Origin of the sequence: Priestia koreensis, assembly GCF_022646885.1 — a bacterium.
In the GTDB taxonomy this organism is placed as follows: domain Bacteria; phylum Bacillota; class Bacilli; order Bacillales; family Bacillaceae_H; genus Bacillus_AG; species Bacillus_AG koreensis_A.
Genome location: NZ_CP061868.1, coordinates 1539072 through 1564726 on the forward strand (window position 1 = coordinate 1539072; position 25655 = coordinate 1564726).

20 protein-coding genes and 2 pseudogenes are annotated in these 25655 nt (G+C 40.3%); 21 read left to right on the forward strand and 1 reads right to left on the reverse strand.

Annotated features, from left to right (window positions below; all coding sequences use genetic code 11):
* Nucleotides 1–47 precede the first annotated feature (47 nt).
* Nucleotides 48–1025, forward strand: a complete 978-nt coding sequence (locus IE339_RS07655) for a WD40/YVTN/BNR-like repeat-containing protein (protein WP_242175265.1) — start codon at nt 48–50, stop codon at nt 1023–1025.
* Between the two features lie 59 nt (nt 1026–1084).
* Here IE339_RS07655 and IE339_RS07660 read toward each other — a convergent pair whose 3' ends face one another.
* Entirely contained in the window at nt 1085–2656 is a 1572-nt protein-coding gene (locus tag IE339_RS07660; protein ID WP_242175266.1) for an FAD-dependent monooxygenase, read from the reverse strand.
* A 173-nt stretch (nt 2657–2829) separates the two neighbouring features.
* Here IE339_RS07660 and IE339_RS07665 point away from each other — a divergent pair, with 173 nt between their 5' ends.
* From IE339_RS07665 to IE339_RS07760, 20 genes and pseudogenes are all read left to right on the forward strand, one after another.
* The gene (locus tag IE339_RS07665) at nt 2830–3498 is read left to right on the forward strand and encodes a phosphatase PAP2 family protein (RefSeq protein ID WP_242175267.1); all 669 of its coding nucleotides are present in this window, start codon (nt 2830–2832) and stop codon (nt 3496–3498) included.
* 20 nt (nt 3499–3518) lie between these two features.
* Nucleotides 3519–4208 carry an SMI1/KNR4 family protein gene (locus IE339_RS07670; RefSeq protein ID WP_242175268.1) on the forward strand — a complete coding sequence of 230 codons (690 nt, stop codon included), beginning with the start codon at nt 3519–3521 and terminating at the stop codon, nt 4206–4208.
* A gap of 291 nt (nt 4209–4499) precedes the next feature.
* Nucleotides 4500–4793, forward strand: coding sequence for a WXG100 family type VII secretion target (locus IE339_RS07675; protein WP_242175269.1), 294 nt, complete (start codon nt 4500–4502; stop codon nt 4791–4793).
* Between the two features lie 89 nt (nt 4794–4882).
* Nucleotides 4883–5122: an ESX secretion system protein YukD gene (locus tag IE339_RS07680; protein ID WP_053402964.1), complete on the forward strand. Its 240-nt coding sequence runs from the start codon at nt 4883–4885 to the stop codon at nt 5120–5122.
* A gap of 14 nt (nt 5123–5136) precedes the next feature.
* Nucleotides 5137–6474 carry a type VII secretion protein EssB gene (essB, locus tag IE339_RS07685; RefSeq protein WP_242175270.1) on the forward strand — a complete coding sequence of 446 codons (1338 nt, stop codon included), beginning with the start codon at nt 5137–5139 and terminating at the stop codon, nt 6472–6474.
* Nucleotides 6475–6491: 17 nt separating this feature from the next.
* Complete coding sequence (gene essC, locus IE339_RS07690; protein ID WP_242175271.1) at nt 6492–10961, forward strand: type VII secretion protein EssC; 4470 nt, start codon at nt 6492–6494, stop codon at nt 10959–10961.
* Nucleotides 10958–14107, forward strand: a complete 3150-nt coding sequence (esaA, locus tag IE339_RS07695; RefSeq protein ID WP_242175272.1) for a type VII secretion protein EsaA — start codon at nt 10958–10960, stop codon at nt 14105–14107. The genes essC and esaA overlap by 4 nt, the downstream gene beginning before the upstream one ends.
* Before the next feature lie 28 nt (nt 14108–14135).
* A complete protein-coding gene (gene essA, locus IE339_RS07700) occupies nt 14136–14567 on the forward strand; it encodes a type VII secretion protein EssA (protein WP_242176144.1) in 432 nt (143 codons plus the stop codon).
* Between the two features lie 249 nt (nt 14568–14816).
* Nucleotides 14817–15308 (forward strand): YwqH-like family protein, encoded by a 492-nt coding sequence (locus IE339_RS07705; protein ID WP_242175273.1) that lies wholly within the window; start codon nt 14817–14819, stop codon nt 15306–15308.
* Between the two features lie 2 nt (nt 15309–15310).
* On the forward strand, nt 15311–15580 hold the full coding sequence (locus IE339_RS07710; protein ID WP_053402958.1) for a DUF5344 family protein: 270 nt from the start codon (nt 15311–15313) through the stop codon (nt 15578–15580).
* A 69-nt stretch (nt 15581–15649) separates the two neighbouring features.
* Entirely contained in the window at nt 15650–17590 is a 1941-nt protein-coding gene (locus tag IE339_RS07715) for a T7SS effector LXG polymorphic toxin (RefSeq protein WP_242175274.1), read from the forward strand.
* A gap of 13 nt (nt 17591–17603) precedes the next feature.
* A complete protein-coding gene (locus IE339_RS07720) occupies nt 17604–18023 on the forward strand; it encodes a hypothetical protein (protein WP_053402956.1) in 420 nt (139 codons plus the stop codon).
* Nucleotides 18024–18621: 598 nt separating this feature from the next.
* Nucleotides 18622–18756, forward strand: a pseudogene (locus IE339_RS07725) (hypothetical protein); the annotation flags it as partial.
* 105 nt (nt 18757–18861) lie between these two features.
* Complete coding sequence (locus tag IE339_RS07730) at nt 18862–19215, forward strand: CdiA C-terminal domain-containing protein (RefSeq protein WP_242176145.1); 354 nt, start codon at nt 18862–18864, stop codon at nt 19213–19215.
* Entirely contained in the window at nt 19216–19689 is a 474-nt protein-coding gene (locus IE339_RS07735) for a hypothetical protein (protein WP_242175275.1), read from the forward strand. It abuts the gene before it with no gap.
* 914 nt (nt 19690–20603) lie between these two features.
* Nucleotides 20604–21131, forward strand: a complete 528-nt coding sequence (locus IE339_RS07740; RefSeq protein ID WP_242175276.1) for a hypothetical protein — start codon at nt 20604–20606, stop codon at nt 21129–21131.
* Nucleotides 21131–21640, forward strand: coding sequence for a DUF2247 family protein (locus IE339_RS07745; RefSeq protein ID WP_242175277.1), 510 nt, complete (start codon nt 21131–21133; stop codon nt 21638–21640). The genes IE339_RS07740 and IE339_RS07745 overlap by 1 nt, the downstream gene beginning before the upstream one ends.
* A gap of 622 nt (nt 21641–22262) precedes the next feature.
* Nucleotides 22263–22981, forward strand: a pseudogene (locus tag IE339_RS07750) (recombinase family protein).
* 214 nt (nt 22982–23195) lie between these two features.
* Nucleotides 23196–24431: an IS110 family RNA-guided transposase gene (locus IE339_RS07755; protein WP_242175278.1), complete on the forward strand. Its 1236-nt coding sequence runs from the start codon at nt 23196–23198 to the stop codon at nt 24429–24431.
* A gap of 424 nt (nt 24432–24855) precedes the next feature.
* Nucleotides 24856–25218: a hypothetical protein gene (locus IE339_RS07760; RefSeq protein ID WP_242175279.1), complete on the forward strand. Its 363-nt coding sequence runs from the start codon at nt 24856–24858 to the stop codon at nt 25216–25218.
* The last annotated feature ends 437 nt before the right edge of the window (nt 25219–25655 follow it).

The window sequence follows — 25655 nt, forward strand, 5'->3', positions numbered from 1 at the left end:
AACATATACATATAAAGCAATTATTTTTTAAAAGAAGTGGTGATGAAATGTCCAATCACTTTTCGATTCAATGGGTTCAAATGAAAAGCCGAGAAATTGGCTGGCTTAGTATAAAAGATCAAACGCAAGGAAGTCTTTTGTTTCGGACAAATAATGGTGCTGAGCAGTGGAAAGCCATTACGCCTAGTGGAATACAGATAAAATCAATCTTTCCGTTCGGTAAACACATTGCTTGGATTTATGGAATGAATGAAAAGGCGGTTGTATTGCACACAACGAATGGAGGCGAGCGTTGGGAGCAATATGAAGTGCCCGTCAGTGAAGAGTGGGAAAAGCAAGGAAGCGTTAAGGTGAGAATGGAGTTTATAAATGCAACGCATGGCTGGCTGCTAGTGACAGGGAAAGGTGAGAATCAGCAATCTCTGTATCACACAGAAAATAGCGGCAAAAGCTGGCGTCCGCTTCGCTCAACTAGCTTACCGAGTAACATTTCAGGTATGAAGTTTGTTAGCAAGAGAAATGGCTGGGTTACCCTTCACGATGAGTTAGCACGAAATCTCGTATATGGGACGATGGATGGAGGGGTATCGTGGCAACAGGTTCGTTTTTTTACTTTAGATCGTCCAGGTATGTATCATGCCCGGAAGCCGCTTTTTATCGATAATATGCTGATCATTCCTATCGAAGAAAGCATAGGCGGAATTTACCGGATTATGATTTACTCCTCTCCTGATTTAGGACGTACATGGAAGGTATCTCGTATGATTCCAAGCAAGAAGGGGGTTTCACTGTCCTTTTCTTCTCTTCATCGCGGCTGGATTGTAGACGGTGAAATGGGTGTGCTATATCGTTCCAAACAGCGCATGCAGAAGTGGGATTTGTGGGAATATGATGAAAAATTAAAGGGAGCAAGAGGATTGCATTTTTATAGCGTAACGGAAGGCTGGGCATGTACAAACACAGCGTTACTTTACACGAAAAACGGAGGGAAAACGTGGAGAAATAAAAAGCTGCACATTATGTAACAGCTGAAGGCATATACCCTAAAATGAAGCGGACAAGCGTACTACGCTTGTCTGCTTTGTTATGTGAGAAAAAATTGAGACTGCTCGTTAAATAAAGACAAAGAGGAAGCGTGAACACCGACGTAACCATCTGGTCGAATCAGCAGATAAGACCCCGGCTCTGCATAGCGATGAAGCGCTCGTTTATCATCATATAAGTGTGACACGCCTTTTTTGGAAGGACCGCCTTTGGTGATGACAGACACGTGACCGGGATAGCGATGAGAGAGATGTTGAATTTCACCAAGTTCTTGGTCAGTGATAGCATCACGATATAACAGTGTAAGAAAGCCATATTTCTGCAGTAAATCATACAGTCGGACACTAGAGCCATTCGGATGTAGCAGTCGCATATCAGGAAGTCGGTCTCCCGGCTGTATGCTAGTTCGTGACAAATGCGGGTCTTGAAGTGTCTTGTAGCATCGTTTGTAGGAAAAGGAAAGATTCATGAGTCGAGCAAGAATCTGCTCTTGTGCGACTGACGTACCAATCACTCTTTTTCCCACATTATTTCGCGCTTGTCGAGCAAATTTGTGTTGAAGAGTCGCAGCGCGTAGCCCCATCGTAGTTGAACGCAGAATCGTCCGAGCAATCGGTCGTCGTTCCTTTTCATAGGAATTTAGCAATGACAACGGTGAATGCCCTTTTAAAACCGACGCAAGTTTCCAAGAAAGGTTTGCCGCATCTTGAATACCTGTATTCATCCCTTGTCCACCAAGTGGACTGTGAACATGAGCAGCGTCACCTAGAAAAAAGACGTTTCCTTTCCTATAGGAAGAAACAAGTTTTTCAGCGGTGCCGAACTGTGAGAGCCACGTGGATTCTTGAATGGTAATATTCCACGGGAAAATTCGATTCACGCTTTGTTGAAATTCATCAAGGGTGAGCGGAAGTTGATGGGATCGCTGCTGCTGAGTCGAATCTATGGTGATAAGTCGTGTTACGTCATTCCCAAGAGGAAGGCAAAAGCCAACGCCGCTATCGGTTAAAAAAGCATTTAAATAGCCGTCATGAGGAACGTTAGTTGCTTTTACATCACCTAAAAAATACGTTACGTGATGGGCAGAGCCTTTAAATGGAACGCGCAACTTCTCCCGAACAGAGCTGTGAGCGCCGTCACAGGCAAGAACGTAACGTGCTTGAATTGAAAAGAATGAATCTTTGTGTTGGAGAGTAACCACGGATTCTTGATCGTTCTGTTCAAGATGAAAAAAGGACGTGTTTCGCTGAACCGTGACGCCTTGTTCTGATAGATAGGTTTCTAAAATGTTTTCAGTTTCTGCCTGTGACAGAACGAAAATGTACGGATAGGGTGTATGAAGGGAGCCGAACTCTACTGTGGCAGGTGACTGATGACCAAAGTGGATTCGTGCACCTGCTGCAGGATAGCCCCGGTCAATAAAGCGTTCTGATACGCCCAATAAATGAAGCATCTCAAGCGTTCGTGGCTGAATACCAAATGCCTTGGAGTAAGGGGAACGCTCCGTTAGCTGATCAACAATCATGCAGGAAATCCCTTGTTTGGTTAATAAATTGGCTGCCGTTAACCCAACAGGTCCTGCGCCGATAATGAGGACATCGATTTGTGTCATGGTCATCATATCCTTTCCGTTAGTCGATATAGCTTATTGTACACCTTTTTGGCGTAAATACATGCGTTCTGTAAAAGAAACAGCATGTTCATACATGCACAAAATATGCCTAGAATGGTATGATAGTCAATGAAATCAAGTGGTAAAAAATGAATTAGAAAAGGAACGCGTATATGAAACTAAAATTTTTATTAACAAAAGCATTTCTCATTAGCTTACTATCCATTATTGCCTTTGGATCAATTGCCTATTTCGTAAGGCGAGATGATATTGTGGCATTTGATCGACCCATTATCTCCTTTGTACAAGGATTGGAAAATCCCGCTCTCACACCGATAATGAAGTTCTTCACATGGCTAGGCTCAACTACAACGGTCATCGTTCTTTCGCTTCTCATTATTATTCTATTTTATACGGTGCTTCGCCACCGCTTTGAATTAATTTTATTTGTATGGGTAATGGCAGGCTCAACAATTCTTAACCAAGTATTAAAAGCATTATTTCACCGCGAACGACCAACGTTTCATCGGTTAATTGAAGAGCTAGGCTACAGCTTTCCAAGCGGTCATTCAATGGGCGCCCTTTCCTTATATGGAGTCGTATCGTTTCTACTATGGCGTCATATCTCAACGAAGTTCGGGCGAGGATTGTTAGTAGCGTTCAGTACCATTTTTATTTTAGCCATTGGCATTAGCCGTATTTATCTAGGCGTTCACTATCCAAGCGACGTGCTAGCTGCTTATTTTGCTAGCGCCTTTTGGCTCATTATTTCAATCTCGTATTTCCAGCGCTATATGAAGCGTAGAAGCAATCGTACGATTAATCACCAATCATCGATCTAGTATGAAAGGGGAAGAAGTACGTGATTACGTTTTTACAAAAGTATCGAAAGGGAATCAATCTTTTAACCAAAGAGGAGATTGCTGACTTATCTCCCTCTACTATTCCAGACTATTGGATAAGCGTGTTTCAAGCAGACACGTTTTCTGAAAGGAAATCCCGCTTATTAGCTGCTTGGAACAACGTGGTGGCAGAGGAAATGTCGATCACGATTTCTTATCTAGCTGATTATCTTGTGGAAATTGAAATGGTTGAATGGAATGGATTTTACTCTATTATTTATGGTGTTCAAAATCCAACGAATGAGGTTCTCTACTACGAGGGAAGAAACCCGTTTGATTCTTTCAACAACGATAAGCTTAAGCGCTATTGGAGCCAAACTCCAGCTTCTGTTATCCGTTTTTATAACGAACTTCATAACGGGTTTTACTATTATGCAAGCGAGTCAATGGGACTTGTACCTGTCGAAGAAATTTGTTATCTAGATGACTATGAGTGGGGAATAGTAGATGATTTGGAGAAGCCACTAGCTATTCAATTCTCTTCTTCATTTGGTTTCTTTGCAAATGGAATGGGTGATCATGTTGTAATAGATTACAGCCAGATTCATCAAAAGTGGGCAACACTATGGTTCCACGATGATCAGCCGACCTATGGGATTGAATTTTGGGATGTCATTGATGAATGGACAACAATTGGATTTCAAGTGTAAAAGCGATGGCTGTCAAAGCCAGCGCTTTTTCTTTGCTAGAATCAAAATATCCATATTATAGAATGATAGGAATATAATAGATTTTTGAATTTTCTGTCATTGTGTGACGTTTATCATAGAAAGAAAAAAGTAAATAAGTAAAAGTTAATGGATTTTTTTGGTTTTAATTCCTTATGTTAGGGGTATATGTAGACATATATTCTCATTTTTAGAATATTTGCCGAGAACCTTTGACCTCGGGCAAAAAAGTTTTTACAATTAGTGTAAATCCATATAAGGGAGAGATGTTCAATGTCAGGAATTATTCGCGTAACACCAGCTGAACTTCGTGAAATGTCAGGTCGCTACAATACAGAAAGTGGTCATGTTCAAGAATTAGTTAGTCGTCTTGATGGAATGAAAAGCCAACTTCAAGATATGTGGGAAGGTGCATCAAGTGATGCGTTCGCAGCACAATACGAAGAATTAAAGCCTTCTTTCGTACAAATGCACAATTTATTAGCTGATATTGCGAAGCAATTAAGCGACTCTGCTAACGTTCTTGAAGATACTGACAACCAAATTGCGAGCCAAATTCGCGGTTAATTACGTCATCTAACAATCTAATGAAATGTCAAAGGAGCGCCAAATTCTTAGCTGATGAAGGCGCTCCTTCTATGTTTTGAGGTGATAATGTGTATATAGAAGTGACGATTGATTTGAAAAACTACACGGGAGAACGCCTAGATTTACGCCTCTCTAACTATCATTCTATTAAAAAGATGATTGATATTGTATGGCAAGCGAACCGCATTGCCCGTCTGCCTCGTCAAGGATACTGGGTTCGAATTCCAAACAAACAGATGGTGCTATCGGGAAACGAGAAGTTAGCCGATTGTGGGATTACGACAGGAGACTGCATTGAAATTCTGTGAAGGAGTCTGCGAGAATGTCAGAGAAAAAACCAACTTATCTAGAACAGCAAATAGATGCTGAAATTATAAAAGAAAAAGGCACCTACACCTTCACATTTCAACGAGAGAAAATTCGACTTGATCAAGCGATTGAGGTGGAATTGCTGAAGGAAATAGACCCTCTTTTTAAAAGAGAGATTGTGACAAATGAGAACGAGCTCCGTGTGATCGTACATACCCAAGAGCAGGACAAGCCGTTTCAAGCCCTAAAGGGTCGCTTAGACTTACAAAGGTGGATGTTTGGTCATCAGCTTGTTGAAAAGGTACGTGATCATGCGTATACGCGCTTGCATTTGGTCGTCTGTCCAGAAAACATTGTGTTTAATAAAGGAATGGAGCCATTTTTTCTTCATTACGGAGTGAAAGAGAGTCTACCACCGTATGAAAAAAACGAGGAACGCTTGTTTAATGAGCTGAAAGCAACCGTTGCAGCAGCGGTGGATACGAAGTATTCATTCTTTCAATATTTGACACAGCATAAAACGCTTCAGCTTTCAGAAGATACGAAGCGAATTATTGAATGTGATACTACGACGTCTCTTTTACACGTTTTAGAAGAGCGCATTGATCAAATTGATCGACATGAGCGTTCGCTCGTTCGGATGCCGAAAAAGAAGTGGAACTGGCTACGTTACAGTACGATTGGATTAAGCGTGCTGCTCATTCCAGCTGTCGCATACATCGTGTACGCTCTCTTTTTTCAACAACCAAAACAAGAGGCATTTATGGATGCAAACAAGGCATTTATCCAAGAAAACTATAGCGCGGTGGCCGACGCTCTAGAAGCATATGATGTGGATGAGATGCCGATGCTCATTAAATACGAGCTTTCACGTTCCTACGTCATGAATAAAAATCTTCCACAAGAAGCAACGGCAAATATTTTAAACGCCATTACGCTTCAGTCAGACGAGGATTACTTAAATTACTGGATTTACATTGGGCGTGGAGAAGGAAAAGCAGCGCTTGATATAGCGCGTACCATTGATGAGCGAGATCTCATTATTATGGCGCTTAATACGTATACAAGTGAATTGAAGTCTGATAATGACTTGGCAGTAGATGAGCGTCAGCAAAAGCTAGACGAGGTAAAGCAAGAGCTTACAGAGTTCAAAGATGAGATTAAAAAGGAAGAAGAGGAAGCAGCTAAGCAAGCAGAAGAGGAAAATGAATCATCCTCACCTAGCACGCCGGCGCAAACGGCACCTGCGAAGCCAAGTACTACTCAGCCTTCTAAACCAGCTCAAAATCAACCTGCGGGGCAGAAGCCAGCGACAGAAAAGCCTGCTACAGGTGCAAATAATCCATCATAAGCAGGAGGTGAATGAGAATGATGCTATGGATTTTTCATAATGAAGCGTACCAGCAGTTAGCAATCGACCCGACGACTTTTCGATTAGCGACCATCGGGCCGAGCTATGATGATACGATAACGGTTTCTTCTTTTTCTTTCGAAAAGGGAGAAATAACCATTACTAAGAACGATGATACAGGAGGGCTATCTCTTTCACAAGGGGATAAAGTAGTAGGAGAGCTTGTCGCCTATGAGCCTCTTCGCCTATCTGAAGGTGATCAGCTTATTACCCTTTTAGTGACACCCTCACCGGTAAACAAAGGAACGTATTACATCGGAAAGCATCCTGAGCTTTTTTTATCGGGCGAACACGGAACAATTGTTCAAACAGAAAGTCTGATTCACGAAGGACAGGACGTGAAGCTACTCCGTCTAGGAACGTCATGGACATTGTTCCCTGGTCGATCACCTGTGTACGTAAACGGAAATGTGGTTCACGAAGAGCACTCCTTACAAGCGGGTGACCTAATTTTTTGGTCGGCTATGACGTTGCGCTTGGTCGAAGACGACCTGCTAGAAGTTATTAGCTGGAGAGACTTTGAAACAACGCTGTCGGTGACTGAGCAGCCAATATCAGAAATGAAAAAGAAATATCCGTTTTATCGTCGTACACCTCGTATGATGTACGACCTACCCGATGACAAGGTGCAGCTGTCGTTTCCTATTCAAGATAACGATGACGGAGGAAGAAGCTTATGGCTCACGATTTTACCACCGCTTGTGATGATGGTGGTAATGGGAGTAGTGGCCATTATTCAGCCGCGCGGACTGTTTATGATTGTTTCAGTTATGATGTTTACGACAACGTTAGTCGTATCAACGGTTCAATATTTCAAGGATAAAAAGATGCGCAGAGAAAAAAAAGAACGCCGAACGCGTATTTACTCCAAATACTTGGAAAATAAGCGTGAAGAGCTTTATCACGTATCAGAATCTCAGCGTGACATTTTGCACTATCACTTTCCAACGTTCGATCGAATGAAATACTTAACGCAGCAAATTTCCGATCGTATTTGGGAGCGCACCGTTGAGCACGAGGATTTCTTAGAAGTTCGTTTAGGGGTAGGAAGCGTTCCAGCAAGCTATACGATTTCCATGAATAACGCAGATATGTCGAATCGCGAAATGGACGAGCTGATGGAGCAGTCGCAGGAGCTTGAGAAAATATATCGCGAGGTTCAAAATGCTCCGGTTACAGCTCATCTTGGGCACGGTGCAATGGGGATTATCGGAAAGAAAACGACGGTGAAAAAGGAACTGCAGCAGATGATCGGGCAGTTAGCCTTCGCTCATAGCTATCATGATGTGCGCTTTGTGCTGATTTTTGATGAAGCGGATTACAGCGAGTGGGAATGGCTCAAATGGCTTCCACACTTTCAGCTCCCTCATACATATGCAAAGGGCTTCATCTACAATGAGCAATCACGCGATCAGCTCCTTTCATCGATTTATGAGCTCATTCGCGAGCGAGATTTAAGTGAAGAAAAGGAAAAACGTGTATTTCTTCCTCATTTTGTCTTCATCATTGCGAATCAATCACTAATCGCTGATCACGTTATTTTAGAATACTTAGAGGGTGAACATCCTCATCTTGGCTTCTCTACCATCTTTGCAACAGAAGCGAAGGAGAGCTTAACAGAGCACATTCATACGTTAATTCGCTATGTGAATGAGGAAAAGGGCGAGATTTTAATTCAGCGTAAAAAGGCGGTTACGATTCCTTTTGCTCTCGATCAGCATCGTACAGAAGACAACGAGCCGTATGCACGTATGCTTCGTACCCTTATTCACCAAGTAGGAATGACCAATTCCATTCCGAACAGCGTGTCATTTTTGGAATTATTTAAGGCAAAAGAAGTGGACGAACTCGATATTTCAGGCAACTGGCAAACGAGAGAATCGGCTAAGTCACTTGCTGTTCCCATCGGTTTAAAAGGGAAAGAGGATTTAGTTGAGCTGAACCTTCATGAAAAGGCACATGGACCGCATGGACTTTTAGCAGGGACAACGGGATCAGGGAAGAGTGAATTTTTACAAACGTATATTTTATCGCTAGCCGTACATTTCCACCCTCATGAAGTGGCTTTTCTCCTCATTGACTACAAGGGTGGGGGAATGGCACAGCCGTTTAAAAATATGCCTCATTTACTTGGAACGATTACAAATATTGAGGGAAGCCAGAACTTTAGCGCCCGGGCACTCGCTTCGATTCGAAGTGAGCTTAAGCGCAGGCAGCGCCTCTTTGATCGCTATGAAGTAAATCATATTAATGATTACACGGATCTTTATAAGCAACAGCAGGCTGAAGAGCCGCTCCCTCATCTGTTTTTAATTTCTGATGAATTTGCGGAGTTAAAAAGCGAGGAGCCAGAGTTTATTCATGAGCTTGTCAGTGCGGCGCGTATTGGGCGAAGCTTAGGGGTTCATTTAATTTTAGCGACGCAAAAGCCAGGTGGGGTTATTGATGATCAAATCTGGAGTAATGCGCGCTTTAAAGTCGCCCTTAAGGTTCAGGATGCAACAGACAGTAAAGAAATTATAAAAAATGCGGATGCCGCCTCTATTACCGTTACGGGTCGTGGTTACCTGCAGGTCGGAAACAATGAAGTATACGAGCTGTTTCAGTCCGCGTGGAGCGGAGCACCGTACATGGAGGACAGCTTCGATACGGAGGACGAGGTAGCAATTGTTACCGATTTAGGGCTAATCCCGCTATCGGATGTGTCTGCACAGCCGACGAAAAAGAAGCAGGTTCAATCTGAAATTGAGGTTATTGTTGATCGAATTGAAGAGGTGCAGCATGAGCTTGGGATTAGAAAGCTAAACAGTCCGTGGCTTCCACCGCTTGAAGAACGTCTTTACCGATCACAGTATGAATCTGATCAGGAAGATGAGTTCCCGATTGGCTTAGTGGATGAACCAGAAAAGCAAAGTCAAGAGTCTTATAGCTATCGGATGATGGACGGTGGTAATATTGGGATTTTTGGATCATCCGGTTACGGAAAATCCTTTACTGCGATGTCACTCCTGATGAGTTTCGCAGAGCGCTACACGCCTGAGGAGCTTCACTACTATATCTTTGACTTTGGAAATGGGACGCTTTTACCACTTCGCCAGCTTCCACATACCGCTGACTATTTCCTAATGGATCAGGAGCGTAAAATTGAGAAATTTGTGGGGATTTTGAAGCAGGAAATGGCAAGACGTAAGCAGCTCTTCCAAAAGCGTGAGGTAAGCAATATTAAAATGTACAATACGCTAAGCGATGAAGAGCTACCGATCATTTTTATTACGATCGACAATTTTGACTTGGTCAAAGATGAGATGTCTGACTTGGAGATGCAGTTTACGCAGTTTGTACGTGACGGTCAGTCGCTCGGAATCTATATGATTTTTACAGCGACCCGCATTAACTCTGTCCGTCAATCACTCATGAATAACTTAAAAACAAAGGTCGTTCATTACCTGATGGATAGCTCAGAGTCTTATTCAGTTTTAGGAAGAGTGCCATATAAACTAGAAGCAATACCAGGCCGAGCAATTATCAAAACAGATAACGCCTTTTTTGCTCAAATGTTCTTACCAGCTGATGGAGAAAATGACTTTGACATTTCAGAGCGTATCAAACAAGACGTACAAGCACTAAAAGCGAAGTATAGCGAACAGGAAATGCCAGATCCAGTGCCAATGCTGTCTGCTGAGCTTCATTTAGATGAACTACTAGAGCATCGCAGAACTGTACATGATATTGGGGTTGTCCCACTTGGCCTTGATGAAGAAACCGTTCGTCCGGTTCACATGAGCTTTAAGAAAAATAAACATTTCTTAATCATGGGACCAGGGTTTAAAGGAAAAACCAATGCCGTGAAGTTGTTTTTAACCACCGCTATGTCACAAGGAATTCACCATATTGGGTTATTTGATTCCATTGACCGAGGCTTGACCGCTTACGCAGGAGAAGAGCAAATTCAGTATGTCGAAACAAAAGAGCAAATCGTGGCTTGGCTTGATGCCACAGAAGCAACGTTACAAGAACGTGAACAGCAGTACTTGGATGCCGTTCATCAGGGGACGGTACAAAACCTATCCTATACGCCAATTCTTCTTGTGATTGATGGGTTTGGACGATTCCAAAAAACCATTGATGCTCTTCTGCAAGAACGTATTACAAAGCTAATGAAAAACTATGGTCACTTAGGATTTAATTTAGTGGCAGCGGGTGTTCCAGCAGATTTCTCAAAGGGCTTCGATGCATTAACAACGGAGCTCAAGCAGGTATCTCAAGCACTGCTGCTAATGAAAAAATCCGAACAAACTCTCTTTACGCTGTCGTATGATCGCAGAGAGCCAGATATTAATCCTGGATTTGGATATTTCGTTGAAAATGGTAAAGCAACGCGCATTCAAATCCCATTATGCACTGTTGAAAGGAAGATCTTAACATGAGTGAGAAGCAAAGGTACGGCGTTAAGCTCGTATTAGCCATCGTTTTAATACTGGCGCTTCCGGCTCTGTTTTTCCAATATGTTGGTGACAACCCACTAAAAGTATCTGATACCGCTTCAGGTCAGATTGCAGTGGTAAACGAGGACCGAGGTGTTGGAGGAACGGATGGGGGAAAAGAGGTTGATTTCGGAGCAAAAGTGGCTCCGATTTTGCAAAAGGATTCGCAATACGAGTGGAAAAACGTGACCCGCTCGGTTGCGAATCAAGGATTAAAAAGCGGACAATACGAGGCGGTTGTCTACATTCCGTCAAATTACTCAAGCAGTGCTCTTACGTATACGGATAATCGTCCTGAAAAGGCAAGTCTTCAGTATCGTGTCCAAAGCCGCCTCACGTCTGTTGATAAGCAGAAGGTCGTGCGTGAGCTAGAAGCGGCGTCATCAAAAGCAAGTAATGAGATTACATCTCGCTACTGGAACTACGTCGCACAAGAAATGGATGATGTGCGCGGAAAGTTTGACAACATTTTAGATAAGGAAATCAAGTTCCAAAAGACGATGCTTGCGTTTTACAAGCCAGGGTCGAAGGATTTAGCAGGAGAGCTTGATAACCAAAAGAAAACGCTCGAACAGATTCAAGAAAGTGTAAAAAATGCGGAAAAAGGATCAGCGACTCGAAAAGAAGACGTTCAGCAAATTGAAGCGAACCTAGAAAGCTTTGTACAATATGTCGATCAATACAAGGCTTATCAAGAAGCGCAGGATTCTTTATTGCAGCAAGCACAGGCAGCAAGTCTGCAAAGCTTGCAAACAAGCATTCAGCATGTAGGAGAGAACCAAGAAGGCATTCAAGCGCTATTCCAAGATCAAACAAGCCAAGTGTCGAGTAGCATTTCATCATTAGAGCAACAGCTACAGGCACAGTCACAGATGGCAGAGGAGCTTCAAGTAGCACAGGCAGACAAGTCTGCTACACAGGAAAGCGATTTGAAGACGTTTAATAACGATTTATTAGATCAGTATCGCCAGCAAGAAGCAATCACAGCGTTTAACGAGCTAGAGGAAAAGCTTATGCCGCTTCGAAAGGAGCTACAAGTACCAACTCCTGAAGAGCCAGACCCTGAAGTTCCAGGAGACGGGGGTACAACGCCACCAGGAGATGGAGGTACAACGCCACCCGTAGACGGAGGCACAACACCACCAGGAGATGGGGGCACAACGCCACCAGGAGACGGGGGCACGACACCACCCGGAGATGGGGGTACAACGCCACCCGGAGACGGGGGCACGACACCACCCGGAGATGGGGGCACAACGCCACCAGGAGACGGAGGTACAACACCACCAGGAGATGGGGGTACAACGCCACCAGACAACGGGCCGTCATTTGAAGCGGAACGTGCAGAGTTAACGGCTCTTGCAGCAAAGGTATCCGAAACGAAAAAGAAGCTTGAAGAAATGACGGGTGAAAAAACACCAGAAGTAACGGAAGCGATTGAATCCTTAACGGATGTTGCCGCTCGCATTGAGGCAGTAGAGAAAAAATTAGCCGAACAAGCATCAGCACCATCAGATTCATCTGAGCTACAGCAAAAGTACGATGACTTACAGAAGCGATTTGCAGAAGTACAGAAGCAGCTGTTAGAGCTACAGCAACAGCAAAACAACGGTGATTTACAGAAGCTGCAAAAAGCGTATGATGAATTATCAGCAAACTACAACGATTTGAATGAACGATACGAAGCTTTAAAAGCTTTTGTAGATGATATGACAAAACTACCTGATGAACGCAAGGAAGACGTGGCGACCATTGTCGCGTTAATCAAGCAAAAAGAAGAGCGCATTCAGTCGTCTTACCTTCTATCAGACGAGCGCAAACAGCGACTTCAAGAGGAATTTAGTCCAGTCATTCAAACGTCCGATATTAAAGCGTTGATTGATTATAATGACTACCTTTCAAAATATGAACAGGCACTAAATCAAGTAAGCCGCACTGATACAAAGAGCGTTCTGTTAAATAGCGATGGAACGAATGAACGTGTTGGAAGCATTGTGTACGGGACAGGGAATACGGAGGAGCTTGGAAACAGTTTGAAGGAAAACGTTGATGCTTCTAAAGATCAATCGACAAACTTAAATGATGTGGTGGCAAACTTTGTGGAGCAATATCAACAAACTATTGCCCAAGAACAAAGTACAATGATCACAGATTTAACACAGGTTCAAGATCGTGCGAACACGATGACTGAAATCCTTCAGCAGACCAATGATCCAAAGCAAGAAGCAGATCCAAACGTAGGTGGACTTGTTTCATTGCAACGAAGCATGGGCCAAGAGCTTCAAGGTATGAATTCGTTAATTGAATCTCTCGGGGAGCGTCAGGATAAAGTCGTGACCTATACCGGAGATCTTCAAAAACGAGTCAACGACGTTCAAGCAAAAGCGGATGAACTAAATACGAAATGGGCAAAAAATGTAGACTCCACAAAGCTTGTGCATGGGGATGTTTATAAAATTTTAAGCAACACGTCCATTAACGGTCAGCCAAATAACTACGTGTATAACTATCTAGCAAATCCTGTTCAAATAAAAGGAGATGTACCGGCAGAGAAGATTAAAGAAGTGCCACCGGTTGTTATTATGGTCATTATCTTGATTAGTAGCTTACTAATTGGATATTTCAGCCATTATTATCGAAAAGCGCCTCTTTTAGTACGAGCAGCGTTATTTGGTCTATTAAACTTAATTGTTGGATTAATGATCAGCATTTTTAGTTTAAACATTTATACATTATCCGATGACCGTTCCATTCAGTGGTCGGTATATACGATTCTATTGCTTGTCGCAACCTCCCTCATTGTCCAGCTTGCGTTTCTTGCAAGTAACTTTGTTGGATGGATTGTTACAGTCATACTCATTTTATTCTTTATTACGCCGCTATTAACATTGTCTATGCCGAACTTCGGGTATGAAGATCCCGTATCAAAAGTGTATATGTCGATTCAATACGACACGCACACATTATTTACATCAGCGGTTATTGCATTGGTTGGCCTTATTGTCATTTTAGCTGCCCTACCAGCCGTTGTTCGTTTTATGAAATCGAACAACCACCGAGTGGAGAGTGATGAGACTTATGACGCCTAACAAACAGATACGAGGGACCTTCATTTTGATGGTCCTTCTCTTTTTACCTATTCATACGGTCTATGCGGCTGACGATATTGACCGCCTTAAGCCAAATGAATACAAGAAAAACGACCTTGAATATGATCCAAATTCACTTCGTCAAGGAGATGAAATTCAAAATCTCCCGGAAGAGTTTCAAGGGCTTGATTTTAAGCGCACAAAGAAAAAAGAAGAAAATGAACTAAACGCGCAGCTGTTTAAAGATACAGGAAAAAAGAAAACAACGCTTGCTTCGCAGGTAAAAGAGCTTCATTTGTTTTCCGCTCCACCTGTATCCGTTCGAGGCGGGGCGGAAAGTGTCGCTTCCTCAAAGGTATCCTCCACGCTCAAGTGGACGTTAGGCGGCGTGCTGTTCATTAGTATCATTCTATTGTTCGCTTTGCTTCTACCAAGAATATTGCGGACATTAGAGAAATAGAAACTCTTTAGAACAACCAAAAATGGCCTATGTTTTTTGATAGGATAAAGATAGAGAACGAGACAAAGAGAGTCATAAGACCTTTCCTATTATAGTTATTAATGGAAGTATAATGGGTATTTATTCCTCTTTTTGGGGTTGATTTGTAAAAAACACTTGAAAAAAGAGAGAATCTTCCTATTTAGGTTGTGGTGTGAACATTTTATACTATAAAATATGGAAATTACGTATAGCACGGAGGTGTTACAAGTGGGTGTTGCACATGAACTAGAAGCAATATCACAGTCGATTTCGGCAAAAGTAGCCGAAATCAATGAAAAAATTCAGCGTCTTGAAACGGCAAAAAAAGATATTTTAGAAGAAAAAACAATTTCGATGAATGAGCTCAAGCTTGTGACGAATCCAGAGCTTGGAGAGAGCTGGACAGGTGAACGCGCGACGAAATTTGATAAAGATCGATCAAGTGCTAAAAAAGAACTAAATCGTATTTTAACAGATGATTACGAGGAGTATATAACATCGATTGATAATCAAATAAGTTTGCTTGAATTTGAACGAAGTGGTCTCAACAAGCTAAGCTTCCTAGCGCATGAAACGAGTGTGCTAGCTGAAAAAGGATCTGCGATGATGGATAAAATTCAGCATGAGGGACAAGAAGCAGTTGAAAGTGTCCGAAATCAAGGAGAAAAGCTCATGTCAGAAGTCGCGAGCAAAATTAGTTTTATTAAAGGGAGTCTGTGACGATGTCAACGATAATTAAATTGGACTACAAAGCGGTGACAAGTGAGATTAAGAGCGTTGCGTCAGCTAAAGACAGCATTTCGTTCCCCGAATTCAGCGCTGACGAAATTGGTAAAAACGTATTAGACATTACGACGAAGTGGAAAGAACAAGAAGTGGCGATCTCAAATCTTGTCACACAATACATTCAAGTATTAACGAAGAATTTAGAAGACACGCAAAAAAACGTAGATTTGTTAAAAGAACAGGATGAATCAATGGTTCGTAACTAATGGTAAAGCAATAAATGACACCATTTAACTAGTAAGCACACTCGATGGATAGAGAGGAAGGCTTGATTAGTGCAGAATGCTATTTATGAAGCGAGCACGCTCTCCGCTGCGGCGAAAGAGCGTGTAGTCGCTTATACCAGTTTAAAAGACCAAATCAAACGATTAAAAACATCTTTTCAAGGAATCACTAGCCTAGAAAATGATTTTAAAGGAAAAGGTGCGAATAACATTAAAGCGTTTTATAAAGCGCACATTGAAATTGCCGATCAGTGGCTGAATTTAATTGAAACGCACATTGCGTTCTTTAAAACGGTTCATACAAAGATGGCAGAAGCCCATTTAGCAGGAGAAACGTTTGTTGCGGTGCCTTTTTTAGAACAAAACTTAGATGCGAGCACAAAGCAGGCGAAAAAGATGGTGGCGGATCAGAAGGATGCGCTACAGGGCATTTTTCATCAAATCGACGATATCCTCTCACTGAGCGTATTTTCGAGTGAACAATACGACAAGCATATTGATGACTCCGATACAAAACGACTGCACACCATTGAAGCCGTGGACGAACTTGACCAAGATCTTGTTGGTGATTATGATAAAATGAAGCAGTTCTACGATGTGGTAAACAAAAACATCCAAGCGTTAATCAACGCCACGAAACAAAACGGTAGCGCCTCACCGATGTTTTTTAACTCCAAGTCTTACCATGCGAGCGAAGCCTATCAGCTCACAAAAGGGGCAGACGCTGAGGCTGTGGCGTATGTGAAGGAAAAGAAAGCAGAGCGAAAAGCGCACGCTGACCGTATTAAAGCCAAAAAAGAGGCGGCCCTTGAGAAGAAGCGGTTAGCGGAAGAGGCGAAAAGAAGAGAAGAGTTAGGGTTCTTAGCGCCGTTTGCGGATGCATGGGATGATGTATCAGGTGGTGTGCAGCATGCGGCCCACGCTACAAAGGATACTTGGGACGCAGGTGTGGACAAAGTGAAGAAAGGCACCGAATACGTGGTCGAAACGGCTGAAAAGAGCTGGGACGGATTTTCGGACGGAGCAGGCGATGCGATTGGTGATACGTGGCATGATGCTGTACAGCTCGTGACCCATCCGATTGAAACCGGGAAAAACATCGCAAAAGGTGCTAAAGCGGTCTGGGACGATCCAACAGGAGTCGCAAAAAGCATCGGACAAAGCATCGCGAAGTCATGGAACGAACAAATCGTCCACGGTGATGCCGAAAGTAGAGCGCATGCGCTTTCTTACATCGCCACGAGTGTTGCGATTGGGGTACTGGGTACAAAAGGTGTGGACAAAGTATCCAAAGTATCGAAGCTAGAAAAATTAAGTAAGTTATCTAAGGCTACAAAAAGTCATACGGAAGCGATTGCAAATCGAACGCAAACAAAACTGGAAGCACTTTTAAGGAATCCAAACAGCTTAGAAGATCGACTGGTAGGAGAAGGCTATTGGACGGCCAGTCGTCAAGGGGATAATTTGCCGAGTAACAGAAACGAAACCCCACCTGCAAACAACCGCCGATCTGTCGACCCACCTAAAACACGTATAGTCGTGGAGAAGGTTTCAAAAGCGCAGCTAGAGAGTATGAAAAATAAAAAAGGTGCTCAGTATAAGGTTGATGGGAATCGAAAGATTGAGCGGGTTGAGAGTACTAAGGGTACGGGTAAAGTCGATTTGACTAAAACAACTAACCCTGAAGATTTCTTAGATGAAGTAATGAAGCGACAAGGGCTAGATGAATTACCGGGAAGATTCAAAGAAAAGTGGGTTGATGGTGATTATAAATACGAGATAAGAGCTCACGAAGCTGAAACTCAGTATGGAAAATCGGGAAGTATTTATAGAGTGGGAAGACAGAAGCCTGGTAACGGAACAGAATATATGGATTCCAATGGGAAATGGCACCATGAAAGTACATTAAAGGAAACACATAAAGATGGGCGGCCGAACCCTTTATTTAATGAAGAGGCTGCAAAAGATACGCATATTCAGTTAAATAGATGAGGAAGTGACAATATTGAGTGAACAAAGGGTTTTTATGAATGAAAATGAAGTACTTCAAGTAATAACACGAATCAATGAATATGCTTCTCAAGAGCTATGGATGGATTTTGATGTTGCTTTATCAAATGGATGGGATTTGACAATTATAGGCCGGTTGGATAATACAATAAAAAAGGTTAATATTGAGATTAATTTTGAGCAAGTGCACTTTGTTTCTCTACCTTTTGGCTGGAAAACAGATACATCATATCCCGTAATTAGATTAGCTACTGAGGAAGAAATAGAGAATTTAACAGATAAATTTGAAGTGGATAAAGGTAATTATATTTTTAAGTTCATTGCTGAGGGTTTCAATAGTGAAAAATATTACTTTGTTGGAGCGAAACAAATCTCCTGTCGATTACTTGATAAGCAGACTAATGAGTTAAAATAAAATATCAAGTTTAATCTGGAAGATTTATTGAGCAATAAGAACATGGATAGCGAGAAAAGAACGAAAATTGGGCTAGACCTTTTGAATGGAAAGGACAGTATAAATATGGAATAACTAACAAACTGACGAGAATGACAAAGCTCATGGTGATAAACAAGGAAATAATAGTTTTTTAATTGTATACAGTTAAAGATATCCTTGAATTTGAATTAATAACTCATGAAGGCTAGACTATAAAGGAGTGCTATTTTGACAATTAAGCAATAAGAGCTAGAATAAGCGAGATGACATTTTACTTACATGGGACCACTTATGGATGTCAGAGGGACGAAACACACGAGATTAAACAAGCTAAAGTGTTTAAACGTTACACTTGCCATGTAGTAAAACAGATGTCATACTGTCAATACTAAAATAACTTATAAAACTTGCAAATATTTATAAACTTAAAGCACTTGATTGCCTATTTGAGGCAACAAGTGCTTTTTTAATTAAAACGTATACTATAAATTTATAAAAGCTATTTTTATAAATTAAAGCTAACAGAAACTACTAGTATTATATAATTGAAAATATATTAGCAAAAGGTATAGAAATAATGTCAGATGGAAGTGTCGCTAGAAATCGAACAAACTATAGCGGGAAATTCTAAGAATCTCAAGATGCCTCAAAGGCGAGTATTCAGAGTAGGATCTGGAATTTAGATAGTGGTGGGGTTAAGGGTACGGGTAATACTAATCTGACTGAACCGTCATTACCTAAGGGTAGTAAGCCAAAAGGAGAATACACAAAGGGTGATTCACATGGTGTTAAGAAAGACAATGAAACAGCAGATTTCTTGGCAAATAAGGGCTATGAAATAAAAATGTTAAATGAAGTAAATGGCGGTAATGGTCATGGTATAAAAGTAACATCTAATCCAGATTTTCTCATTGAAGGCAAAGTATTTGATTGTTATTCCCCAACACCAAATACGAAGACAGATAATGTCCTTAGGACCATAACAAATAAAACAAAAACACAGGCAGAAAGAATTGTTCTTAATGTGGATAATTTTCCATCTGAGAAAATTCTTGAAATTACTGAAGGTATTCAAAGAAAAGCTAATTCAAATGGAGATTTGAAAAACTTAAAAGAATTACTTATTGTGAACGACGGAAAAATTACACGAGTATTTGGAGAGGAGAAATAAATGGATTACGAATTGTTTTTAAGCTCTAATTTAAGTTGTAAATCCCTGGCGGAAATTATTCGAAGTATAATAGTTGGGTATGTGAACGAAGATATAACTGTTCACATTAGTGAAGAAGAAATAGTTATTGGGATTGAGTATTTTTCATTAGCTCTAGAAATAGAGGATATATCTGACATAGCTTTTATTAGAAGGCATTACGATTTAGATGTAAATGTATGCATTAGAGTTCAATTATTTGATAACACTTTCTATCAAGGAATAGAAGTTTTGTTTAAAGTTATTGGGAGTCTTATAAGACAAGTTGGCGGAAATCTATTGTTTTTAGAAAACGGTTCGGATCAATTACTTAGAAAAGAGAATGGTAAGTTAATTGTCAATAGTGATTTAGATCAATACCAGGTAAAATATTTAACCAAGAGTTTGCTTAGTTTTCTCCAACATCCTTACATTAAAGAAAAATTGTCAAACTAGGCATTTGGTTATTATTAACGAATAAAACCATTATAATTAGAGAAGAAGTTAACATCTACCTAATAGCTAGAGCGGCCTTATGTGAACAAGCATTACTAGATGAAAATGACCCAAGAATTGAGCAGAAATGGGAAGAGTTAATTGTTTTACTAAGTGAAGATGAAAACTTAACTTTGAGTTTCTTAAAGGTTTGTACAAAATCAGAACTTTCATTTTTAAGTGAGATTTTTGAAGAAGCGACATATAATTTGCAAAGTAAAAAGTATATTGAATCACTATATTGCCTAGATCAACGATACCCAGACGTAAACTTAAAGAGAAGTATACAAATTGCTGAGGAGTACTTGGATTAAATTTGAGATATCAAAGTTTTGAATCCAAAAGTTTATGCGAAAAAATACTTTATTTAGACTAATTACTTCTTTAGAAGAAACAAATAATGATATTTTGTATCAAGAGAAATTAATCCTGATTTCCAAGCAAACACCTTGATTGGCTAAATGCCTTTCAAGGTTTCTTTTTTTGTTGGTGGGCTACGTACTGCCGAGTAAATCGGTTTTTACTTACACAAAAAAGCTGAGGGAAAAGCACACGCTGCCCTCATTAAAGTAGAAAAAGAAGCAGCCCTTGAGAAAAAGCGCTTAACGGAAGAGGAGAAGAGAAGAGTTAGGGTTCCTTTGGCCGTTTGCAGATGCATGGGATGATGTATCAGGTGGTGTGCAACATGCAGCAAACGCTATAAAGTATCGAAGCTAGAAAAATTAAGTAAGTTATCCAAGGCTACAAAAAGTCATAGGGAAGCGATTTCAAATCGAACGCAAACAAAATTGGAAGCACTTTTAAGGAATCCAAACAGCTTAGAAGATCGACTGGTAAGAGAAGGCTATTGGACCACCAGTCGTCAAGGGGATGATTTGCCGAGTAACAGAAACGAAACCCCACCTGCAAACAACCGCCGATCGGTCGACCCACCTAAACCACGTACAGTCGTGGAGAAGGTTTCAAAAGCGCAGCTAGAGAGTCTGAAGAATAAAAAAGGTGCTCAGTATAAGGTCGATGGGAATCGAAAGATTGAGCGGGTTGAGAGTAATAAGGGTACGGTTAATAATGGTGCAAAAAATGTTGCGCAATTTGAGAAACTAAGGGCATCACTTGCTGCAGATGAAATTATGAATGCAGAGCGTATTGGTACTGCATTAACAAAAAATGATAAGGCTCATCGTGCTGCTAGTTTTTTAACTAAGGAGCAATTAGCTGCAGGAAGAGTTTTTAATATTAAGGGTGGAGATGGTGCCCAATATACACTTCTTCAGACGAAGGGTGGATTCAATGGTAAATCTGGTATTTTCGAGTATATGTTAACACCAAGTGGTAAAGTTTCTCATCAACGGTTTATATCAGGTGGGAAAATTACCGGATTTCCAAATCAGGGAGGATATTAATGGATTCAATACTAATGGAACTTACTTATGAATATGTGTCGAAGAAAACCGGGTTTACCTGGCAGGAATTAAAATATGCTATTGATAGAAACTTTCTTCCACCGGGCACAGCAATTGAACACGCTTTAACATTACTTTCTGAAGATACTAATGAGTCCAGCTTAATATTTGAATTAGCATCTTTATACCATGACGAGCCAGTTCATCCATTTCTAGATGAATTAGCACAGTTAGAACCACATCAAGATGTCGATACCATTAAAGAGAAATGGTTGTATTTAATTCTAGACTGGTTATTTACTAAAAAAGATCAATATAAAGACCCTCTTGGTTTAATAGAGCAAATATATGCTGATTTCGACTATCCAGAAAACATCGCTACTTTTGTAAGATACATGCCTATGGATGGACCTGATTTTGGAAGCATAGAGTTAAATCAAGCACGTTTATATAAAAATTGGGAAAAATATTTAGATGAGCAATGTAAGAGATTTTCATATGCTAAATAAATTAATTAGCTAGTTTTCTTGGGCTCTAGGTTAAGAACAAAACCTTAATTGGCTACTTGCCTTTTAAGGTTTTTTACTCTTATAGGTTTTATGGTTAAACAATTACTGAGTATTTGAATCAAATACTCATGATGGTTAGCAAACTTACTAGATTGGTTGCAGTGACATTTAAATAAAACAACGACACTTACTACTCGATTTATATTTGCACACGAGAATGACAAAGCTAGTTAAACTAAAGTACAAAAGGCAATTGAACAAAAAGAAAATATGGACGATTTTTGAGTGGGACAAAACGAAATACGTTGCGTGAAAATAGAGACTCCTTGAAGGTTGTACCGTCATGGAGTTTTGTTTAATAGTTGGATTACGTGATGGTAATGAGAATTAGGCGAGATGACATTTTACATAGCAGGGGTTGTTATGACATGGATTGGCTAACAAACTAACGAGAATGACAAAACTCGTGGCGATAAACAATTGGTAACGCGAAAGAGAGTTGTTTTATTGCTTTGGCTTTTAAATTTTAGGTTGTATTTTTACAAGAGACGGTCGTATAATACTCGCTATTCGTTAAAAAAGCGTTACATAAATTTTAATTTTCGTAACGAGAGGAGAAAAGTTGAACGTTGTTGGTTATATACGAGTCTCCACTCAAGGACAAGCCAAAGAGGGATATAGCTTGAAATATCAAGAAGACGAAATCAAAGCATATTGTGAAGAACAAGGCTTGAACTTGATACATATTTTTAGAGATGAAGGAGTCAGCGGAGCAAAGCTGAATGAAGAAGAATTGGAAATAGACAGGGTGGGGTTACAAGAAATGTTGGCTCACCTTTCGTCTGTCCAAACAAATTACGTGATTGTTTTGAATACAAGTAGGTTATGGCGATCAGATATTGTGAAAGTGCTGATACAGCGAGAGTTGAAGAAATATGGCTGTGATATTAAAAGTATTGAACAACCGTTTTACAGCATTCACAAAAAAGATCCTAATGATTTTTGGTAAATGGTTTGATAAAGTTATTAGACCAATACCAACGACTTGAAATTGCCCTCAAACTCACGAAGGGGAGAAATAAAAAGGCAAAGGAAGGAGGCTATGCAGGTGGAAGGGCAACATTTGGCTATATGAAACAAAAGGGTGAAAAGGAACTCAAGATACATTACGGGCATGCAGAAGTAGTAAAACGTTTGTTTGAGCTTAAACAGTTACATAGAAAATGGTCACTGTCAAAGTTGGCAGAAGCATTAAATAAGGAGAGTGATCGAACAACACAAGGTAAAGGATTTACGAAAGTACAAGTGAAAAGAATTTTAGACAGAGAGAGCTTTTATTAAGGGATCTATACATACTGACAAATACAAGCAAATGGAAAAAATAAAGCAATAATTTAAAAAGTTATTTAAAAAAGGGACTCATTTTCTTATAAGTTCTTCTGTAAGGTTGAAAATGGATAGGCTTTCGTACCAATGCGCACCAATTGGTGAACGCTCGAACTAAGGTTGCCGGCATTTTCATTCCATAATTGACAACTGAATAGGAGGATGAACCATGCATGAAAAACAGAAACACATTTATGTAGGTGTAGATTTGCATAAACAGCATCATGTGGCAGTGATCATAAATTGTTGGCAGGAGAAGTTAACTGAATTAACAGTAGAAAATAAACCATCTGCTTTCTTCACGTTTTTACTAGATATTGATAAACTGATGGAAGAAGGATTGACACCTGTATTTGGCTTAGAAGATGTGGGTGGTTACGGTCGAGCGCTGGCACAATATCTAACGGACCATGGACAAGTTGTAAAAGAAGTAAACCCCGCACTTTCATACCCTGAACGAAAAAGCCATATGACCACACAAAAGAGTGATAGCTGGGATGCAGAATGTGTGGCACGCATATTGGTAAATAAACTAGACCAATTGCCAGACGCTAAACCACATGATTTATATTGGTCGATACAACAATTGGTCACTAGAAGAAATGCATTGGTGAAGGCGCAAGGTGCATTAAAAAACCAACTTCAAATTCAATTGAGTCACCATTACCCTAGCTATAAGAAGTTTTTCTCTGAGGTGGATGGGAAAACAGCTTTAGCATTTTGGGAACGATACCCTTCGCCGCATTGTTTAGAAGGTATGAGTCTAAAACATTTGACCACCTTCTTATTAGAAGTGAGCAATAATACTTGTTCAGTGAAAAAAGCAAATGAAATATTGAAGCTAGTAATAGAAGATGGGAACACAACAAAAGAATATCAGGAAACTCGAAACTTTTTGGTAGAAAGCATTGTGCGCCAGATTTTATTTGGAAAGCAGGAAATAGGCAAGGTGGAAAGAGAATTAAAAGAGTTAATGAGCTTACTAGACTTTCAACTAGACTCCATGCCAGGCATTGACCTTGTGACAGCTTCCGCATTAATTGCAGAGATAGGTGACGTAAGACGTTTTCCAAACTCCAATAAACTAGCACGATTTGCGGGGATTGCGCCTGTTTACTTTGGGTCTGGCGGGAAAGGTAAGGAACACAAAAGCAAACAAGGCAATCGGGCGTTACACGCTTTATTTTACAATTTAGCTGTACAACAAGTGCAAGTGGCAAAGGGCAGTAAACTGCCAAGGAACCCTGTATTTTATGCTTATTACCAACGAAAGCTTAAAGAAGGTAAAACAAAGGGACAAGCATTGGTTTGCATTATGAGAAGGCTTGTGAACATTATTTACGGTATGATGAAGTATAAAACAGTCTATAAATTACCGATAGTCGACGAGAAAGAAGTAGTTTAATAGGATGGTAGAATAGCGAACTTTTTTATTTTTAGCTTTTAAGATTACAGCATAGGGTATAGATAAAGTCAAGGGAATGCCACCTATTGTTCAGTCACGCATTAATATAAGTAATGATGGATGGGGTCATGTAATAGATAGGCATTTTTCTAATAAGAATGCTTCACAGTTCACAATTTCTCAGGATGAACTACGCTCATTGCTAACAAGCAAAGATATTGTAAAATCTCCTGTTATTAGAAGCCTAGATAGTGCCGACGGTGTTCGATATGTAAGAGAAGTCACTTTAAATAAATCAATTAGACTTGACAAGTTTAATAATTTTAAATCTACATCTACAATGACTATTCTGACCGATATACATGGTAACCTAGTGACAGTAACCCCAGGGAAAATAAAATAGAATGTTTGGAGAGGATGAATTATGAAACTTATTGGGAGTAAAACTGAACAAGAAATTAGGGAACTCCTTATTAAATCTAATCGGTTACTTTTCAAAAGTGAAGAGAAAAAAAGGCTTCTAGAAGTGATAAAATGTTCTTATCCAGAAATGATTACAGCATATATCATTTATTGGATACCTGAACAAGGTGAGGATATTTATAAGATACTAATAAACGATAGCATTATATCAGAAATTGAACTAGAGCGTAATAATTCTGAAATAATGCCGAAAGTCGAAACTATAACAATATCTCAGTATTTAAGAGGGCTTAGTAAGCAAGATCAAATTAAATTAGCTGTTGCTCTTGATTTAGCGAAACATGACTTAAAATACAAAGGTTAATAATTATATATGGAAATGTGATATCAAACTTCCCTAAATTTTTTCTCAAAAACCTTGATTGGGTAAATGCCTTTCAAGGTTTCTTTTTTTGTTGGTGGGCTACGTACTGCCGAGTAAAACGGTTTTTACTTACACAAAAAAGCTGAGGGAAAAGCACACGCTGCCCTCATTAAAGTAGAAAAAGAAGCAGCCCTTGAGAAAAAGCGCTTAGCGGAAGAGTCGAAAAGAAGAGAAGAGTTAGGGTTCCATTCGCCGTTTGCAGATGCATGGGGTGATGTATCAGGTGGTGTGCAACATGCAGCAAACGCTATAAAGTATCGAAGCTAGAAAAATTAAGTAAGTTATTTAAGGCTACAAAAAGTCATACGGAAGCGATTGCAAATCGAACGCAAACAAAACTTGAAGCACTTTTAAGGAATCCAAACAGCTTAGAAGAT

What these genes read in the sequence shown, in the direction of transcription:
- IE339_RS07655 (WP_242175265.1), top strand. Translation starts at nt 48, where the DNA reads ATGTCCAATCACTTTTCGATTCAATGGGTTCAAATGAAAAGCCGAGAA.
- IE339_RS07660 (WP_242175266.1), bottom strand. Translation starts at nt 2,656, where the DNA reads ATGACACAAATCGATGTCCTCATTATCGGCGCAGGACCTGTTGGGTTA.
- IE339_RS07665 (WP_242175267.1), top strand. Translation starts at nt 2,830, where the DNA reads ATGAAACTAAAATTTTTATTAACAAAAGCATTTCTCATTAGCTTACTA.
- IE339_RS07675 (WP_242175269.1), top strand. Translation starts at nt 4,500, where the DNA reads ATGTCAGGAATTATTCGCGTAACACCAGCTGAACTTCGTGAAATGTCA.
- essB (WP_242175270.1), top strand. Translation starts at nt 5,137, where the DNA reads ATGTCAGAGAAAAAACCAACTTATCTAGAACAGCAAATAGATGCTGAA.
- essC (WP_242175271.1), top strand. Translation starts at nt 6,492, where the DNA reads ATGATGCTATGGATTTTTCATAATGAAGCGTACCAGCAGTTAGCAATC.
- esaA (WP_242175272.1), top strand. Translation starts at nt 10,958, where the DNA reads ATGAGTGAGAAGCAAAGGTACGGCGTTAAGCTCGTATTAGCCATCGTT.
- essA (WP_242176144.1), top strand. Translation starts at nt 14,136, where the DNA reads ATGGTCCTTCTCTTTTTACCTATTCATACGGTCTATGCGGCTGACGAT.
- IE339_RS07710 (WP_053402958.1), top strand. Translation starts at nt 15,311, where the DNA reads ATGTCAACGATAATTAAATTGGACTACAAAGCGGTGACAAGTGAGATT.
- IE339_RS07735 (WP_242175275.1), top strand. Translation starts at nt 19,216, where the DNA reads ATGGATTACGAATTGTTTTTAAGCTCTAATTTAAGTTGTAAATCCCTG.
- IE339_RS07745 (WP_242175277.1), top strand. Translation starts at nt 21,131, where the DNA reads ATGGATTCAATACTAATGGAACTTACTTATGAATATGTGTCGAAGAAA.
- IE339_RS07755 (WP_242175278.1), top strand. Translation starts at nt 23,196, where the DNA reads ATGCATGAAAAACAGAAACACATTTATGTAGGTGTAGATTTGCATAAA.
- IE339_RS07760 (WP_242175279.1), top strand. Translation starts at nt 24,856, where the DNA reads ATGAAACTTATTGGGAGTAAAACTGAACAAGAAATTAGGGAACTCCTT.